The 17,238-nt window shown below is 38.0% G+C and carries 15 protein-coding genes; 9 read left to right on the forward strand and 6 right to left on the reverse strand.

The window, feature by feature from the left end:
• Window position 1 precedes the first annotated feature (1 nt).
• The 3 genes from MKZ30_RS00105 (at window position 2) to MKZ30_RS00115 (ending at window position 2,227) form a co-directional block, all read left to right on the forward strand.
• Window positions 2–913 (forward strand): PTS system mannose/fructose/sorbose family transporter subunit IID, encoded by a 912-nt coding sequence (locus tag MKZ30_RS00105; RefSeq protein WP_002356032.1) that lies wholly within the window; start codon window positions 2–4, stop codon window positions 911–913.
• Between the two features lie 161 nt (window positions 914–1,074).
• The gene (locus MKZ30_RS00110) at window positions 1,075–1,452 is read left to right on the forward strand and encodes a DUF956 family protein (protein WP_002356033.1); all 378 of its coding nucleotides are present in this window, start codon (window positions 1,075–1,077) and stop codon (window positions 1,450–1,452) included.
• Between the two features lie 247 nt (window positions 1,453–1,699).
• Complete coding sequence (locus MKZ30_RS00115) at window positions 1,700–2,227, forward strand: HdeD family acid-resistance protein (protein WP_002356034.1); 528 nt, start codon at window positions 1,700–1,702, stop codon at window positions 2,225–2,227.
• 46 nt (window positions 2,228–2,273) lie between these two features.
• Here the strand turns inward: MKZ30_RS00115 and MKZ30_RS00120 are convergent, their stop codons facing one another.
• Window positions 2,274–2,477, reverse strand: a complete 204-nt coding sequence (locus tag MKZ30_RS00120) for a hypothetical protein (RefSeq protein ID WP_033600588.1) — start codon at window positions 2,475–2,477, stop codon at window positions 2,274–2,276.
• A gap of 197 nt (window positions 2,478–2,674) precedes the next feature.
• Between MKZ30_RS00120 and MKZ30_RS00125 the strand changes: the two genes are divergently transcribed.
• The 5 genes from MKZ30_RS00125 (at window position 2,675) to mprF (ending at window position 9,652) form a co-directional block, all read left to right on the forward strand.
• Window positions 2,675–3,445 carry a MurR/RpiR family transcriptional regulator gene (locus MKZ30_RS00125; RefSeq protein WP_010714969.1) on the forward strand — a complete coding sequence of 257 codons (771 nt, stop codon included), beginning with the start codon at window positions 2,675–2,677 and terminating at the stop codon, window positions 3,443–3,445.
• Between the two features lie 148 nt (window positions 3,446–3,593).
• A complete protein-coding gene (gene malX / locus MKZ30_RS00130; protein WP_002378674.1) occupies window positions 3,594–5,162 on the forward strand; it encodes a maltose/glucose-specific PTS transporter subunit IIBC in 1,569 nt (522 codons plus the stop codon).
• A gap of 14 nt (window positions 5,163–5,176) precedes the next feature.
• Complete coding sequence (locus MKZ30_RS00135) at window positions 5,177–6,391, forward strand: MalY/PatB family protein (RefSeq protein ID WP_016614454.1); 1,215 nt, start codon at window positions 5,177–5,179, stop codon at window positions 6,389–6,391.
• 99 nt (window positions 6,392–6,490) lie between these two features.
• Complete coding sequence (locus tag MKZ30_RS00140) at window positions 6,491–6,871, forward strand: RidA family protein (RefSeq protein ID WP_010714971.1); 381 nt, start codon at window positions 6,491–6,493, stop codon at window positions 6,869–6,871.
• A gap of 189 nt (window positions 6,872–7,060) precedes the next feature.
• Window positions 7,061–9,652 (forward strand): bifunctional lysylphosphatidylglycerol flippase/synthetase MprF, encoded by a 2,592-nt coding sequence (gene mprF, locus MKZ30_RS00145; protein WP_033600586.1) that lies wholly within the window; start codon window positions 7,061–7,063, stop codon window positions 9,650–9,652.
• 36 nt (window positions 9,653–9,688) lie between these two features.
• On the opposite strand, the gene MKZ30_RS00150 is transcribed toward mprF, so the two are convergent.
• From MKZ30_RS00150 to MKZ30_RS00160, 3 genes are all read right to left on the reverse strand, one after another.
• Entirely contained in the window at window positions 9,689–12,304 is a 2,616-nt protein-coding gene (locus tag MKZ30_RS00150) for a YfhO family protein (protein ID WP_033600585.1), read from the reverse strand.
• Window positions 12,305–12,847: 543 nt separating this feature from the next.
• Window positions 12,848–13,357 (reverse strand): ClbS/DfsB family four-helix bundle protein, encoded by a 510-nt coding sequence (locus MKZ30_RS00155; protein WP_002419441.1) that lies wholly within the window; start codon window positions 13,355–13,357, stop codon window positions 12,848–12,850.
• Window positions 13,358–13,364: 7 nt separating this feature from the next.
• Window positions 13,365–13,832, reverse strand: coding sequence for a VOC family protein (locus MKZ30_RS00160; RefSeq protein ID WP_002383505.1), 468 nt, complete (start codon window positions 13,830–13,832; stop codon window positions 13,365–13,367).
• Window positions 13,833–13,896: 64 nt separating this feature from the next.
• Between MKZ30_RS00160 and MKZ30_RS00165 the strand changes: the two genes are divergently transcribed.
• The gene (locus tag MKZ30_RS00165) at window positions 13,897–14,844 is read left to right on the forward strand and encodes a helix-turn-helix transcriptional regulator (RefSeq protein ID WP_002383504.1); all 948 of its coding nucleotides are present in this window, start codon (window positions 13,897–13,899) and stop codon (window positions 14,842–14,844) included.
• Window positions 14,845–14,935: 91 nt separating this feature from the next.
• On the opposite strand, the gene MKZ30_RS00170 is transcribed toward MKZ30_RS00165, so the two are convergent.
• A complete protein-coding gene (locus MKZ30_RS00170; RefSeq protein WP_002383503.1) occupies window positions 14,936–16,189 on the reverse strand; it encodes a glutamate-5-semialdehyde dehydrogenase in 1,254 nt (417 codons plus the stop codon).
• The gene (proB, locus tag MKZ30_RS00175) at window positions 16,176–16,991 is read right to left on the reverse strand and encodes a glutamate 5-kinase (RefSeq protein WP_010714974.1); all 816 of its coding nucleotides are present in this window, start codon (window positions 16,989–16,991) and stop codon (window positions 16,176–16,178) included. Before proB ends, MKZ30_RS00170 begins: the two co-directional genes overlap by 14 nt.
• Window positions 16,992–17,238: the final 247 nt, after the last annotated feature.

Consider the following 17,238-nt stretch of genomic DNA (forward strand, 5'->3'; position numbering starts at 1 on the left):
AATGGCAGAAAAAATTCAATTAACTAAAAAAGATCGTTTAGCTGTAGCTTGGCGTTCAACATTTATCCAAGGTTCTTGGAACTATGAACGTATGCAAAACGGCGGCTGGGCATTCTCAATGATTCCAGCAATCAAAAAATTATATAAAACGAAAGAAGAACGTTCAGCGGCGTTAAAACGTCACTTAGAGTTCTTTAATACACACCCATACATTGCCTCACCAATTCTTGGTGTAACATTAGCTTTGGAAGAAGAACGTGCCAATGGCGCACCAGTTGATGACGTAGCGATTCAAGGGGTTAAAGTTGGGATGATGGGTCCTTTAGCCGGTGTTGGTGACCCAGTTTTCTGGTTTACTGTTCGTCCAATGTTAGGCGCTTTAGGTGCTTCCTTAGCAATGGGTGGTAACATCTTAGGCCCAATCTTATTCTTCGTTGCTTGGAACTTAATTCGTTGGTCATTCATGTGGTATACACAAGAGTTTGGTTACAAAGCAGGTTCTAAAATTACTGATGACCTTTCAGGTGGTTTACTACAAGATATTACAAAAGGTGCTTCTATTTTAGGGATGTTCGTACTGGCCGCATTAGTTCAACGTTGGGTATCGATTAAGTTCTTACCAATTGTCTCACAAGTTAAGTTAGACAAAGGTGCTTATATCGAGTGGGATAAACTTCCTGCTGGCGGTGAAGGAATGCATAAAGCCTTTGAACAAGTGAACCAAGGCTTGGCGCTTTCACCAACGAAAGTTACTACTTTACAAGATAACTTAGATCAATTGATTCCAGGTCTAGCACCATTACTACTTACATTCTTATGTATGTGGTTATTGAAGAAAAAAGTTAGCCCAATCGTTATCATTCTTGGTTTATTCGTAGTCGGCGTTGTCGGCCACTTAATCGGCTTATTATAAGAATGACGAGGTAAGTTTATTACTTCTAATCAAAAAAAGCGGAAGAGAAGTCGAGAAACTTTTCTTCCGCTTTTTTAAACAAAGATGTAATTTTGTTTGTTTCGATCAGGAAAGAAACGTATAATAAAGAGGAATTAGTCGAATGAAATGGAGCAGATAACATGGTACAATCATTAAACACAAAAGTTGATTTAGTTATAGATGCGACGGCATTTACAGGATTAACAGATTATGGACAAATTATGATAGGTGACCGCGGGTTTGAATTTTACCATGCCAAAGATCCACGTAAGTTTATCCAAATTCCGTGGGAAGAAGTCGATTACGTGTTGGCTTCAGTAATGTTCAAAGGAAAATGGATTCCTCGTTATGCGATTCAAACCAAGAAAAATGGGACGTATACGTTTGCTTCAAAAGAGCCGAAGCGAGTGTTACGAGCTATTCGTGAATATGTTGACCCAGATCATATGGTCCAATCTTTGAGTTTCTTTGATGTCATAAAAAGAGGGATTCTCTCGATTGGGAAAAAGAAAAAATAATTTATAACTGTTACTTTTTTATAAACTAGATGAAAAAGTAGCGGTTTTTTTGTGGGAAAACGAGGGACTTATTTATACAAAAAAGGCACAATTTTGCACCAAAAAAGAGACAATCAAGTGATACGTTGTTTTTAATGGAGTTATCATTGAAATGGTTTTCAGAAAGCACGATGAAAATATTTGACACCTTGTAAAATAGTAGTAACATAATAAGTGTAATAAATTATTTTATAGAGGAGTGAGTGTCATGGAACAACGACAACATCATGGAATGGACTGGGGTTCATTAGTATTAGGAATTCTATTTGTTCTGACTGCATTAATTTCTTTCCAAAATCCTGCCGGTAATTTAATTGCCATTGTGATGGTTTTTGCGATTTTTGCTATTATTAAAGGGATTTTTGAAATTTTTGTACGTAATCGTATGAAAGAATTGCTAGGCTACAAAGCTTATGCACCAATCATCTTAGGGATTATTGATATCCTAATTGGTGTTTACTTATTGTTTAACTTAAATATTGGTGTCGCTGTGTTACCATTTGTTTTTGCAATTTGGTTTTTATTCGACTCAATTTTCGGCTTATTTACTTTAGATTTTGCTAAACGAGTAAGCACAGGTTACTTCTGGTTCACATTAATTGTTGACGTTTTAGGGATTATCTTAGGTGTAATGTTATTATTTAATCCATTGTCTTCAGCATTAACTTTAAGCTTCTTAGTTGGCTTTTACTTTATGATGTTTGGTATTAGCAATATTGTATATGCTTTTAGATAAAAGAAGTAAAAAAACAGGTTTTCCGAAAAGGAAAACCTGTTTTTTTTTAATAACGACGGTGGCAGTTACCATTATTTCCCGAAATTGTTCGAACAAGCCACACGATAATCGCTACGGGAACTAAAATTTTTACTGCTAGCCACAATAAGCTTCCCACGATACCGACAACGGCACTAAAGAGTGAACCGACAACTAAAAATAAAAGGAACACTAAAAGAATATTTATAAACATTGGTCGTTGATTATTCATACGTACTACCTCCAAATTTTTCCTGTTTTCTATATACAGAGTATAGCAAGAATGCGCAACAAGCACCTCCATCGGAAGGCTGATTTTTTTCTCTGGCGAATGATGGAGCCGCTGTTGGTTATTTTGGACTTTCTTATTGAAATAATCAGAATATTCTGGTGTATAATTATAAAAAAGGATTTAAAGTGAGGGATTGGATGACGACTGAGGGATTAATCGCTTTGTTAGAAAAGAAACGAAATGATTTAAGTAAAATTGAAAATCAAGTACTGGATTATATTTTGACGCATATGACGGAAATTAGTTCACAAACCATTTATGAGGTGGCGCAGGCGTTGTTTGTTTCAACAGCCACTATTTCTCGGACAGCCAAACACTTAGGTTATCGAGGCTTCCAAGAATTAAAATATGCGATCGTCCAATCGGTGCAGAGCGAGAGCACAGAAAGCGATAGTCGTAGTTTTCAAGCCATTACGCAACAATTGATCGCCAACGTGCAAGATAGTTTTCAACAGATGGATGAAGCCAAAGTCGCGGAAATGCTAAAAATGATTGAGTGCGCGAATACGATTGAAGTGTTCGGTGTTGGTGGCAGTTTTCCTATTTGTACTGATTTTGCACGAAAGCTAACATTTTTAGGAAAAAAAGCCTATGCACGATCTGATTGGGATGAACAAGCGGCAGCAGTTAAGAATCTGGATGGACAGGATTTAGCCATTTTTGTCAGTTATACAGGAGAAACTAAGGGGATTTTAGCGTATGCACGTGTAGCGCAGGAACAGCAAGTGCCGATGATTAGTTTGATTTCGACTAAAGGAAGCACCTTGGAAAAATTGTCGACGACGACGTTATTTGCCAAAGGGACGACACGTTATCATCAGCGCGTGGATTTAAGTTCAAGAATTGCTGTCATTTGTTTGTTCGATACGGTTTTATTAATGTACGCAGAGGCAAAGCAGCCGCGGTAATTTTATGCAACACCATACTAAATGATGTAAGGGGATACAGAAAAAGTGTAGCCTCTTTTTTCTTTGTTTTGGGCTAGTTATAATGAGGGCAATGAATGTAAACGCAATCATTTTTAGTTTTGTAAAGAATGAATGGAGGAGTTAAGAAATGGCAGTAAAGAAAAAGAAAGCGACTTTCTGGGAGTTTTTCCAAGGATTAGGTAAAACGTTTATGTTGCCAGTGGCTTTATTAGCTTTTATGGGGATTTTGTTGGGATTAGGAAGTTCTTTTTCCAGTGAATCCATGATTGAAACAATCCCGTTTTTAGGAAAGCCCGCAGTGAAAATTATTTTCCAATTTATGTCGACAATTGGTGGTTTTGCGTTTGCCTATTTACCTGTCATGTTTGCAATGGCCATTCCGTTGGGGTTAGTTCGGAAAGAAAAAGGAATTGCTGCGTTTTCAGGTTTCGTAGGCTATACGGTGATGAATTTAGCGATTAATTTCTATTTAGTGCAGACGAATCGCCTCGTGGATCCTGAACAGTTGCGGGAAGCTGGCCAAGGAATGGTTTTTGGGATTCAAACGATTGAAATGGGCGTTCTCGGTGGAATTATCGCGGGGCTTATTGTCTATAAGTTGCATAATCGATTTTATACGGTGCAACTACCAGATAGTTTTGCCTTCTTTTCTGGCGCACGGTTTGTGCCAATTATTACTTCATTAGTGATGGCCTTCGTGGGCTTAGTCATTCCGTTAGTTTGGCCACTTTTCGCGCTAATGATTATGGCGATTGGCCAACTTATCCAACGTTCTGGTATTTTTGGGCCTTTTCTGTTTGGGTCAGGGGAACGTTTACTGTTGCCGTTTGGGTTGCATCATATTTTGGTTTCCATGATTCGTTTTACTGAAGCAGGGGGTTCAGCGGTGGTGGCTGGCAAAGAAGTGTTTGGTGCGTTAAATATTTTCTATGCAGAATTGCAAAATAATTTACCGATTTCACCAAGCGCAACAGCTTTCTTGTCACAAGGGAAAATGCCGACCTTTATTTTTGGCTTACCAGCGGCGGCGCTTGCGATGTATCATACTGCAGCTCCGGCGAATCGACATAAGATTAAAGGCTTACTCCTTTCAGGTGTAATTGCTACGGCTATCACTGGCATTACAGAACCAATTGAATTTTTATTCTTATTTATTAGTCCATTATTATGGCTGTTTCATGTCATTATGACTGGTCTAGGTTTCATGGTAATGGCTTTATTGGGTGTTGTGATTGGAAACACTGATGGCGGGCTACTGGACTTTGTTATTTTTGGCTTGTTACAAGGAACTTATACAAAATGGTGGTGGGTTCTCATTGTCGGCGCTATCTGGTTTGTTGTTTATTATTTCGTCTTTAAAACAGTCATTGTAACCTTTGATTTAAAAACACCTGGACGAGACAAGGTCTTAGATGAGACTGAATATACCGATCAAGAAGTTCAATATAAGAAAACGGGTGGCTATGATGCGCCTGGGATTTTAGCGGCTTTGGGTGGGCAAGAGAATATTCAAGCTATTGATAATTGCATTACGCGTTTACGTTTAGTGTTAGCAGATGCTAATAAAGTAGATGATGACAAATTAAAGCAATTAGGGGCTTTAGGCGTCGTGCATTTAGATGCGCAGAATGTGCAAGTGATTATCGGAACCAAAGTGACAACGGTCCGTAATCAATTAGAGATGATTTTAGGTTAGAAAAAAGACAGAAGGTGAAGAGTGTGTCGTTTGATAAAGCAATTGATCGACGAGGAACGTATTGTACACAGTGGGATTTTGTAGAAGACCGATTTGGGGAAGCGGACTTGCTTCCCTTCACTATTTCCGATACGGATTTTGCTGTGCCAGAGGCAGTTCTGGCAACATTACAGGAGCGTTTGAAACATCCCGTATTTGGCTATACGAGGTGGAACCATCCGCAATTAAAAGAAGCAATTCAAACGTGGTACCAGACAAGATTCCAGACGAAGATTGAAGAACACTGGATTATGTATACCCCGACCGTTATCTATGGGATTTCTGCGTTGATCCAATTATTAACTAATGAAGGGGAGGGCATTATTTTACAAACACCTGCGTATGATGCATTTTTTAAAGTTATTCAGGAAAATAAGCGGCAAGTAGTGGCAAATGAACTGCTTTATCAAGAGAAGCGCTACAGCATTGATTTTATTGATTTAGAAAAAAAACTAGCGCAACCAGAAAATCGCTGTTTGCTTGTATGTTCCCCGCATAATCCAACAGGACGTGTTTGGGAGCAATGGGAATTAGAGCGAATGGTTTCATTGTGCCAACAGTATGATGTGTTTTTACTTTCTGATGAAATTCATATGGATATCGTTAATAAAGGCCAAGTTCATCGACCAATTACGCAATTTGGTTATAAAAAATCTGCCATTATTACCAGTGGCACGAAAACCTTTAATTTTCCAGGGCTGATTTTTGCTTACGCCCTAATTCCAGATAACGAATTACGTGACGCTTTTCAGCTCAAATTAAAAAATGCCGATGGTTTATCATCAACAAGTATTTTGGGAATGCTAGCAACCATGACGGCCTATCAAAAATGTGGTACTTGGGTTGACGAGTTGAATGATTATTTAGCGGAGAACCAACGTTACGTGAAAGATTTTTTACAGACATATTTGCCAAAAATTAAAGTGACGGAGCTGGAAGCCACTTACTTAATGTGGTTGGACGTATCAGCGGCAGTTCCAGATGTGGCCCGCTTACAAGAGGCTTTAGTTTCTGTGGGGAAAGTCGCCATTATGGACGGCTCAATTTATGGCGGTAATGGACAGCGATTTTTACGGTTAAATATTGGCTGTTCGCAAGCAAAACTACACGAGGGACTTGAAAGGATGCGCCAAGGTTTTGAAGCTGTTTTACAAAAGGATGGCACAACATCAGCGCTTGGGAATAATTGAGAAAAGATAGCATTCCGAAAATGGTTGCAGTACAATGGAAAAATAGAAACAAATAAAATAACAAAAAGTAACAACTTGTCATTTACTGGGGGAAAAGAAATGAAAACAATTAAAACAAAGCAAGCACCACAAGCAATTGGGCCATATTCACAAGCAAAAATTGTGAATGGTTTATTGATTACTTCTGGTCAGATTCCACTGGATCCTGAAACAGGCAAGGTGGTTGGGACAACGATTAAAGAACAAACCAATCAAGTACTGAAAAATATTCAAGGGCTTTTAACAGAAGCTGGTAGTGATTTTGCTCATGTAGTCAAAACGACATGCTATTTACAAAATATGGCGGATTTCACGGCATTCAATGAAGTCTATGCTGAGTATTTTAGTGCGGAATATCCTGCACGCACAACGATTGAAATCTCTAAATTACCGATGGATGTGTTGGTGGAGATTGAGATTATCGCAGAAGTAGTGGCGTAAAAAATACAGTTAAAAGAGTGAGAAAAAATCGTCTTAGATTTTTTTCACTCTTTTTTTTCAATAAAACAATACGATTCAGCCAAAATGTCTAGCCGTGCTGGAAAATTTTCAGCAAATAGGCTACCATGGAAGAAAATCGATAAAACGAAAGTTAAATGAATAGAAAAGAGATATGAAAGAGGCTATAAGATGAAAAAAAATATTAGCCAACTAACGCAGTGGTTGAAAGAACACAGTTTATTATTGAAACTAATTTTTCTTGGTTCTGTATTAGTTTTCGTGGCTAACCAAGTGACACATATCGCTCAAGGCATGACCTGGGCGGATATTTTTTCCACGATGGAACAACAAAGTACGGGGCGTTTAATTGGTATGGTCTTGGCAGGACTATTAGGGGTTATTCCGATGCTCCTTTATGACTATGTAGTCGTTAAATTATTGGAAAAAGAAGGTAAGCCACCAATGAAACGAATGGATTGGTTAACTTCGGCTTGGGTCACTAATACCATTAATAACTTAGCGGGTTTTGGCGGCGTGGTTGGGGCAACGCTACGGATTAATTTTTACGGAAAAGATGTACCGCGGGGCAAGGTTGTAGCAACGGTCTCAAAAGTTGCTCTGTTCTTGATTTCAGGGTTATCTATTTTATCTTTTGTGGCGTTTGTTGATTTATTTTTTATTCGAACCCAAAATGTTTTTCGTGAATATTGGGTTTGGTTATTATTGGGCAGCCTAATTGCGCCAGCGCTCTGGTTTTTCACGTATTTAAAACGGCGAACATTGTTTAAAACATTTTTTCCAAAAGCGGTGCTCCTTTTATTCGGCGCTTCATTAGGTCAATGGCTAGGTGGGATGTTTGCTTTCTTGATGATAGGTCGCTTGATGCAGGTGCCAGTTTCGATGGTTTCTGTTTACCCAATGTTTGTTATCGCTACGTTGATTGGGATGTTAACTATGGTTCCTGGTGGTATGGGAACGTTTGATGTCTTAATGATTTTGGGCTTATCACAATTAGGGATTGATCGATCACAAGCGGTCGTCTGGTTGTTGTATTATCGTTTGTTCTATTATGTGACGCCTTTTATGACAGGAGTTATTTTGTTCTTGCAACAAGCAGGCATGAAAGTTAATCAATTTTTTGATAATTTACCTCGGTTATTTTCACAAAAAGTGGCGCATTTTATTTTGGTGGCGGCGTTATATTTTGCAGGAATTATGATGGTTCTATTATCGACTGTGACGAATTTGTCGAATGTCAGTCGTTTATTCCAAGTGTTACTTCCCTTTTCTTTTAATTTTTTAGATCAAACATTGAATTTATTTGTAGGATTCTTGTTATTAGGTTTAGCTCGAGGCATTTCTATGAAAGTGAAAAAAGCTTATTGGCCTACAATTATTTTACTAGGATTTTGTATTGTAAATACGGTGGCACGAACGACTTCGTGGCAGTTAATTGCTGTTTATGCCGTTATTTTATTGGCGGTTATTTTGGCTCGTAAAGAATTTTATCGTGAAAAGTTTGTTTATTCATGGGGCGCTTTAACGGTAGATAGTATTTTGTTTGGCTGCTTGTTTATCGGTTATGCGGTTGCTGGCTATTACGCCGCACGACCAGCTGGTGGCAATCAAGTTATCAATCACTTTTTGTTGTTTCCGTCAGATGATGTTTGGTTTAACGGATTGATTGGATTAAGTATTTCCTTGATTGGTTTATTCTTTTTGTATCAATATTTAGCCGAAACAACTGTTACTTTAGGTGAGGGGTTTGAAGAAGCGCGGTTGACACGCTTTTTGGAAAAATTTGGTGGCAACGAAGGCAGTCAATTTTTATATTTAAAGGATTATGGTCATTTTTATTACCAAGAAGAAGGCGAAGATCAAGTACTTTTTGGGTTTCAAATGAAGTTTAATAAATGCTTTGTCTTGGCGGATCCAATTGGGCAACGAGAGAAATGGACAGCGGCGACACTGGCGTTTATGGATCAAGCTGATTTGTTAGGTTATCAATTAGTTTTTTATCGTATCTCGGAAGAATATGTTATGAATCTTCACGATTGCGGCTTTGAATTTATGAAAGTTGGGGAAGAAGGCTTGATTCAATTTGATGAGCCGTCAACAGTGAATCAAACAGCCTGGACGGAAACAGTGACTGAAAAAATAGCAGCAGAAGTAGCGGATTTTCAGTTTGAATTTTATCCCGAAACGATTAGTGATGCCTTATATCAAGAGTTAGAACGAGTTTCTGCGGACTGGTCACGGAATCAAAAAGAGCGCTACTTTATTGGTGGACGGTTGGATCCCGAGTACTTGAAATGCAGTAGCGTGGGCTTGGTGAGACAGAAACAAACGGTCATCGGTTTCATTACTGGAAAAGAAATGGAAAAAGGCAAAAGTATTTCGTATGATTTGTTACGTATTCGTTCAGAAGCACCTGCTTTTACTAGAGAATATTTGTTCACTCATTTTATTGAAACCTATCAACAGCAGGGCTATCAATTAATTGATATTGGGATGGCTCCGTTGGCTAACGTAGGGGAGAGCAAGTACTCTTTCTTAAAAGAACGCTTTGTTAATATTTTTTACAAGTATAGTTATCAAATTTATGCGTTTCAAGATACACGCAAGCGCAAAGAACAATATGTCACTAGTTGGCAACCTCGTTATTTTGCTTATCCTAAGCGGACCAGTGTACTCTTTGCTTTTGTGCAACTTTCCTTGTTGATTACGAAAGGAAGACATCAAAGTGTTTCGCTTGTGGAAGAAGCAATGACTGAAATTTAAAAAAATCACGCGATGACTTATCCATCGCGTGATTTTTTATTTGTCTTCTTTTTTACGGTTTCGTCTAGCAGGAATCAAGGTTACGTATGCAACGAAACCACCAGTACATAGAACGAATAACACGATGCCAGGAATCAATCCTTCTGGTAAATAAGAGAACTGAATAGTATGGGTTCCAGCGCTGACAGGAACGCTTAGAAAGGCATCTTTAAAGGCTTTTGGGGTAACTTTTTTGCCGTCAATTTTGACACGCCAACCTTTGTCATAAGGAATTGTAGTGACGAGTACTTGATTGTTGTCGGCGGTAAAAGTACCTGAAGCAGAGCGTTTGCCAGTGGTTAAATCAACGCCTTTTTCTTGTACGGCGGAAATGGCTTTTTCAAATGCATTGGTATTTAAGCCAACCACTTGCGGCTGAACAAAACTTACTGCTTTGGTTCCATAAAAACTTACTTTGAAGTTAACAGTTGTATCTTTGGGATAGTAACCTAAATTATAATATTGGCCAGTAATGCCAATTTGTGATTGCTGACTTGAACCATTCACGGTGACCGTCGCAGTGGAACTTTCCAATTGAGCAAAATCCGTTGGGAATAAACTCAAATAAGCTTGCGTATTGGCGGGCACATTGACTGTATAAGAAATCTCTTTGGCTACGTTATGTTGTTTCTCCGTAAAAGTTACGCCAGCTGTATTTTGCGTAATTGTCACGTTATTTTGAAGCGTCATCGTTGGTTGATAAAAGGTAAAATACCGTTCATTGGTATTGGCTAAAGCATTTAGTAAATTTGTTTGACTACCTAAATTATCATTGAGAGGTTGCCGGACATTGTAAATCTCTTTGTCTGCTAAAAATCCTAACGGCAAAGCATTTTCGTTACGATAAAGCTGATATTTACCAGCAGCTGCTTGTCGTTCAAAGCCGAATTTCATTGGATTGTTTTCAGCAATATTGTATTTAATGCCCATCAAAGCATCCATTAACAAGGTATTATTTTGGTAACGAATATTTAAATTCGTGCCTCGTGAGCGGAAACCTAAGGCGTTTAGGTATGTTGAAGAATGTCGGTTCCGTACGGAAGAAAACATGCTAATGCCACTGTAGCCATAGTTAATGCCGTCATTGGCCGAAACACCATTTAGATTTTCCAAGCGGTAAAAGGTATCATTTTCTTTTTTTGTCTGATCGACTAGATTTTTTAGGTCAGGATAAGGTTCAGAATACAAGCTACGTGATGCGTAGTTCCAATCATCTAAAATACCAGTGACCATCGCCCGTGTGTTAATGATTGCTTCACCAGAAACGAGCAGCAATAACAAAATCACTAAGTATTGCATAGGCGCTTTTTTCAATTGATAAAAAGCAATTCCGAAAAAGTATAATAGTAAAAAAGTTGCTGTTAATACGAAAGAGGTTAAAGTCACATACGTATAACTAGTAGCACCTTTTGTGCCCATTGCAAGAGCAAAAATTGCTAAAAGAATCAAAATCAAGCCGCTTAAGACGCCGAGATCATCCTTTTCAAATTTCTCCCAACCATAACCTGCAAGCAAAATAACTAAGAATGAAAAGAGGAAACTATAGCGAAAAAGAAACATGTTCGGCGCATGCATGCCGTGCCAGAATAAATTTAAGGGCGTGATGTAAAAGCTAGCAATCAATAGGACAAACAAACTGCCAAAAAGTAGTTTGTTTTTCAATGGAACTTCTTTCGTAACGAAATAGAAGAGACAAAAAATCAAAGGCAACAACCCAATGTAAATAAAAGGAATGGACCCATATTTGGTTGTATCGTAAACGCCAATCATATTTTTCATAATAATATCTAAAAAGGCAGTCGCTTCTGTTTTAAAGGTTGTAATTTCAGAAAGAGTTTCACCATTGGTTCGTAAATCTAAGACAGCAGGTAAGACCATAATCATGGATGCTCCACCAGCTAAAAGAGAAGTAGTAAAATACGCAACGATTCGAGATTTATATCGTTGCCAGTCTGTAAACGTTCGTGCAAAATAGTACAGGAAGGAAAACAACCCAATCATAAAGCCAAAATAATAATTTGTAATGAAAAGCAAGAAATAACTGACAAACAATAATGTCGGCTTTCGTTGGTCCATTAAACGATGAATTCCTAAAATTACGAGTGGCAGATAAATAAAGGCATCCAGCCACATAATTAATTCTGAATGGGCCACAATGAAGGACATTAGCGCATAAGACACACTTAAAGTCACATGGGACCATTTAGGAATCTTAAAGGTTTGTTTTGCCAAGAACCAAAAACTCAAGCCAGCACTCCCAATTTTCAACAACGTTAGGAAATAGAGCGCATCAGGCATGTTTTGATTGTTAAAGAAAAAGACGAGCGGCGTAAATAAGCCACCAAGATAATAGGAAATTAAGGACAAGTAGTTTAATCCCAAAGAAGCATTCCACGTATAGAAAAGACTTTGTTTTCCATGAAGAACATTGTTAAAGCTTGCGTGAAAGTTTGAAAATTGAGAAAAGGCATCGCTGGCTAAAACACTGCGACTACTTCCTGGATAAATCCCAATACTCAAATAGATAATTGCCATAATTAAAAATGGAATGAAGAAACTGGCTAACATATAAGGCCAGTTGTTTTTTAAAAACTGCCTACTTTTATTTTTCATAAATAACCTCACCTGATTTTTCGAAAGTACCTATAGTTTATCATACTCTTTATTTGATGTACCAATAGAAGAAAAACTTTAAAATTTTATTAGGATCCTAAGGGTGGAGTGAAGAAGAATTAGTAGTAAGAGATTGACATTCAAATGCTAAATCACCAGATTAAACAACGAATATTCTCCGAAAAATTGCTGAAAACACCTTGTGGATAACTTTGTGCATAACTCTGTTGAAAACCACAAAAGAGCTTTTTATCTCGGTTTATCCACAAGGATAAGTTTTCGAGTTGCTAAAAAAAATAGACGTAAGTTCAGAAGTCCTGCTTGCTAAAAGTAAAGGAACCCATAAAGTTGAAAGAAGATGAAAACGTTATTAAAACAACGTTTTCATCTTCTTTTTTCTAGAATTTACAAAGATTTAATGTCGAACAAATAAACACTGTGGAAAAGTTTTTTGGAAAAAATAAGAAATTTCATCCACAAAGTTTTCTGTGGAGAATTTAAAAATGCTTGTCAAGCTTTTTTTGAAAAAATGTGGATAACTTTTTAAAGACACGCTTTTTTCCATTTGCGAATTTGCGTTCGGAAACTAGTAAAAGGGGCAACGCTATTAATGTGAATCCATTTCCAAAGAGGCCATTGTGCTTTGGTGGTCGCCCAAGCCCGTTGTTGAGGTAAAAATAATTCATCTTCGGAAAGCGAGTCAATCCAATGAAGTAATTTTTCTAAGGTGTCTTGCAACGCAATCAGCTGACTTTCTAAACTCATTTGTCCATAGGTTTGATAAAATGATTGATAGAGAGCGCCCAGTTGATTCCATTTATAGCCTTCAGCTGGCGTTTGAACGGTCAGACCACGTTGTTCTTGTTCTTCCCAAGAAAGCAGCAAGTTGAGCCAGCCTAATTGATAGGCTAAGTTCTCTGAAGGTGTTTTAGCTACTATTTCAATTCGGTGATCTTTAAGTGTTTCAGGAATTTCTGCAAATTCAGCTAAATATTTTTGTGAAGCTATTTGAATGGCCTCAATCAAGGCTTCTTTTGATTCATAGGTTCGCATTCTTCGGCTAACGTCCTTTCTTGGTAGGATCTGCTTGTTTTTCATGAGTAATTTGAGTGACTAAACCAAAAGGATCTTTCACAATCGCATAAAATGTTGCAAATTCATTTTCAATTGGTTCTTGGATAATACAGGATTCGGGATGGCACGTGAGTTTTTCAAAAATTGTTTTGGCAGAGTGACGGCTGTCGACGGTTAAGCTGAGGGTCAATTGTTCTGTGGGCGTGGTATTCATTCCTGCAAACAAAGGATTATCAGCTAGTTGTAATTGAAAAGTGTCCATTTGTAAAATCGAGTGAGAAAGCCAGTGTTCTTCGCCAGCGGGAATGGTCAAAGAAGGATTTAAGCGCTCTTTAAATTCTTGATTAGTAATTTTAAAAAGAATATCACCAGCAAAGGCTTCTTGGTAAAACGTCAAGGCTTCCGTTGCTCGTCCATTTAAGACCATAAAAAGGGCAAATTGTGTGTTTTTCATTGTTTGAACCTCCTAAGATTGATAAGATAAGTATAACAATAAAAGGTGTCAAAAAGTGACACCGATGGAGGGAAAAATGAAAAAATCAGAACGTTTAAATCAGGAACTTTTTTTCTTGAGAACCCATCCTCAGTTTAATTTAAATCAGTTAATGAAAACTTTTGGGATTTCTAAAAGCACAGCTTTGCGGGATATTGAAGCTTTGGAAAATTTAGGCGTGCCGCTATATGTGGAGAATGGTCGTTATGGTGGCTATCGAGTTTTAAACAAACCGTTGTTGCCGCCGATTTATTTTAATGAAAACGAAGTGTTAGCGATCTTTTTTTCGTTACAATTACTGAAATTAGTCGCAGAGTCACCGTTTGGTCATTCCTATCAGCAGATTAAGCAAAAATTATTGCATTCTTTAGATGAACCAACCCAATTTAAAATCAGTCAAATGAGTAAGGTCGTCTATTACGAAGGAATTGAACAAGTAGAAGCACCAGGCAATTTAGAGCAGCTGTTTCATTGTATTTTGGCGCAACAAGTAATTCAGTTTAACTATACCAGATATGAAGCAACAACGAAAAAAATCTTACCAACCCGGTTAACTATTTTAGAAGGGTATTGGTATTGTTCAGGCTATGATGTGACTAAAAAGGCTTGGCGTACTTACCGCTGTGATTTTATGGAGGCTATTCAGCAGTTAAACCAAACACTGGATTTTACGAATGAAGAATTGAAAGAATCGTATCGCCATCAACAAACGACGGCACGTACGATTCCATTTAAAGCAATCATTACAGAAAAAGGCAAAGAATTTTTTTATAAACATCGCTTTGACAATATTCAGTTGGAAGAAACGCCCACGGAGTGTTTTTTAGTTGGACAGATTCATCCAACAGAAACACAATTTTTAGCCAACTATTTTATGGGCTTTGGTGAAGAAGTGACAATTTTAGAGCCAGTCCAAGTGAAACAAGCATATGTAGAAAGTATAATGAGGATTCAAAAAAAATATCAAGAATAGATTGTAGAACTGTGAACAATCCCATGTGTAAAGATGCACATTGGAGAGGAGAAAGAAAAACCCTTGATTTTTAAATCAAGGGTTTTTCTTTCTAAGAACGTGCTTGCCCATTTCCATAAATAACATATTTTGTCGAAGTAAGCTCTGCTAGACCCATAGGTCCACGGGCATGTAATTTTTGCGTACTAATGCCGATTTCGGCGCCAAATCCAAATTCAAAACCGTCCGTGAAACGAGTTGAAGCATTCGCATAAACAGCGGCTGCATCCACTTGTTGTAAAAATTGTTGTGTGGCAAAGTAATTATCACTAATAATACTTTCAGAATGTTTTGTATTGTAGCGATTAATATGCTGGATGGCTTCGTCTAAAGAATCAACGACTTTCACTGCTAAGATAAAGTCGAGAAATTCCGTTTCCCAATCTTGTTCAGTCGCTGGAATGGCTTCTTCAAAAATTGCTAACGCACGTTCATCTGCCCGAAGTTCCACGTGAAACTCCTTCAAGGCTTTTTCAATTGTTGGTAAAAAGGCTTCAGCCACTTCTTGATGAATTAATAACGTTTCGGCGGCGTTACAGACAGAAGGACGTTGACATTTAGCATTGACAATAATTTCAGTTGCCATTGTTAACTGGGCATCTTTGTCCACGTAAATATGACAATTGCCTGTGCCCGTTTCAATAACAGGAACAGTGGCCGTTGTCAAAACAGTTTTGATTAAGTTGGCGCCGCCACGTGGAATGAGGACGTCCAAGTAGTCATTTAAGCGCATAAGTTGTTGGGCTGTTTCTCTAGAAGTATCATCAACAAATTGAATGAGATGGGGAGAAACGGCTTCTTGTATTAGCGCTTCTTGTAAAATTGTCACCAATATCTGATTGGAGTGAAACGCTTCTTTTCCGCCTCGAAGAATAACAGCATTTCCCGATTTGAAACAAAGGCTAGCGGCATCTGTTGTCACGTTTGGCCGCGATTCATAAATAATTCCAATAACACCTAAAGGCACGCGTTGTTGCCCAATTAACAGCCCCGCTTCATTGCGCCACATTTTATCTACTTCCCCAATTGGATCGGGTAAAGTAGCGACTTGGCGCATGCCCTCGGCCATCGCTGTGATCCGTTCTTCTGTTAAACGTAAGCGGTCTTGCATTGTTTCAGAAATTCCGTGGGTAGCGGCTTGCTCTAAGTCTAATGCGTTTGCTTGTAAAATGCGGGGCGCATTGGCTTCAATGGCTGCGGCCATTTTGTTTAACAAAGTATTTTTTTGACGAGTATCCATCAAGCCTAGCGTATAAGAGGCTTCTTTAGCTTGTTGCCCTAGTTGCTTTAAATCAGTCACTTTCATGCCCTCCTTTAATAAATAACGTACCGATATCTTTTCCTTCTAAAATTTCAAAGATGATTTTTGGCTGCTTTCCGTTTGCTAAAATCATCGCCTGTTGATTAGCTAACACACGTTCAGCAGCTTTTAATTTACTAGACATCCCACCAGTGCCAAAGCGGCTCCCCTTACCACCGGCTAATTGGAACAAGTCTTTATTAATTTCATTGATTTCAGAAAATAACGTGGCTTCTTTGTTGACAGTAGGGTTATCTGAAAAGAAACCATCAATATCTGATAACATAACTAACAAGTCAGCTTGAACAATTTGGCAGACAATGGCTGACAATTGATCGTTATCCCCGAACTTGGTTAAGTGATCCAATTCTTCAATTGCGACAGTATCATTTTCATTGACGATAGGAATAATATTCATTTTTAAGAGTTGTTCAAAAGTATTGGTAACATTATTGCGACTTTCAGGATATTCAATAACATCACGAGTTAATAAAACTTGTGCCATTTGTTGGCTATAGGTTGAAAACCGCTGATTATAAATGTTCATTAATTCTGCTTGGCCGACTGCAGCGACTGCCTGTTGTTCTGGAATTGTCGTTGGGCGCACAGATAGATTTAATTTATTCAGTCCGACACCAATTGCGCCAGAAGAAACTAAAATAATTTCTTTGCCTTGGTTGCTTAAATCACTCAAAGTAAAGGCTAATTGATCAATTGCTTTTAAGTTAATATTGCCATTGGGATAAATCAGAGAACTGGTTCCGACTTTGATCACAATTCGTTTGGCCTGTTGGAGTTTGTTTCTCATAAGTGCCTCGTTTCTTTTTACAGTAAAATTTGACACTCATTATAACAAAATCAGCGGCTACTAGAAAGTGCTAAATAATGAATAGTAAAGAAAGTTTAATGAAAGTGTGAACTTTTTGAGGGAATCTTGGGACTTTTTGGGATTTGGTCTGTTTATTTTAAGAGAAGATGATAGACTAAAAGAAGGAAAATAAACAAAAATTCTCCTCTTTTTTGCGTAGTCTAGATTAACTGGGCTTTTAGAAATG

This window comes from Enterococcus sp. LX10, from assembly GCF_023539285.1.
Lineage (GTDB): Bacteria > Bacillota > Bacilli > Lactobacillales > Enterococcaceae > Enterococcus > Enterococcus faecalis.

Coding starts and splice junctions, on each gene's coding strand:
- MKZ30_RS00105 (WP_002356032.1), top strand. CDS start 2: ATGGCAGAAAAAATTCAATTAACTAAAAAAGATCGTTTAGCTGTAGCT.
- MKZ30_RS00110 (WP_002356033.1), top strand. CDS start 1,075: ATGGTACAATCATTAAACACAAAAGTTGATTTAGTTATAGATGCGACG.
- MKZ30_RS00115 (WP_002356034.1), top strand. CDS start 1,700: ATGGAACAACGACAACATCATGGAATGGACTGGGGTTCATTAGTATTA.
- MKZ30_RS00120 (WP_033600588.1), bottom strand. CDS start 2,477: ATGAATAATCAACGACCAATGTTTATAAATATTCTTTTAGTGTTCCTT.
- MKZ30_RS00125 (WP_010714969.1), top strand. CDS start 2,675: ATGACGACTGAGGGATTAATCGCTTTGTTAGAAAAGAAACGAAATGAT.
- malX (WP_002378674.1), top strand. CDS start 3,594: ATGGCAGTAAAGAAAAAGAAAGCGACTTTCTGGGAGTTTTTCCAAGGA.
- MKZ30_RS00140 (WP_010714971.1), top strand. CDS start 6,491: ATGAAAACAATTAAAACAAAGCAAGCACCACAAGCAATTGGGCCATAT.
- mprF (WP_033600586.1), top strand. CDS start 7,061: ATGAAAAAAAATATTAGCCAACTAACGCAGTGGTTGAAAGAACACAGT.
- MKZ30_RS00150 (WP_033600585.1), bottom strand. CDS start 12,304: ATGAAAAATAAAAGTAGGCAGTTTTTAAAAAACAACTGGCCTTATATG.
- MKZ30_RS00155 (WP_002419441.1), bottom strand. CDS start 13,357: ATGCGAACCTATGAATCAAAAGAAGCCTTGATTGAGGCCATTCAAATA.
- MKZ30_RS00160 (WP_002383505.1), bottom strand. CDS start 13,832: ATGAAAAACACACAATTTGCCCTTTTTATGGTCTTAAATGGACGAGCA.
- MKZ30_RS00165 (WP_002383504.1), top strand. CDS start 13,897: ATGGAGGGAAAAATGAAAAAATCAGAACGTTTAAATCAGGAACTTTTT.
- MKZ30_RS00170 (WP_002383503.1), bottom strand. CDS start 16,189: ATGAAAGTGACTGATTTAAAGCAACTAGGGCAACAAGCTAAAGAAGCC.
- proB (WP_010714974.1), bottom strand. CDS start 16,991: ATGAGAAACAAACTCCAACAGGCCAAACGAATTGTGATCAAAGTCGGA.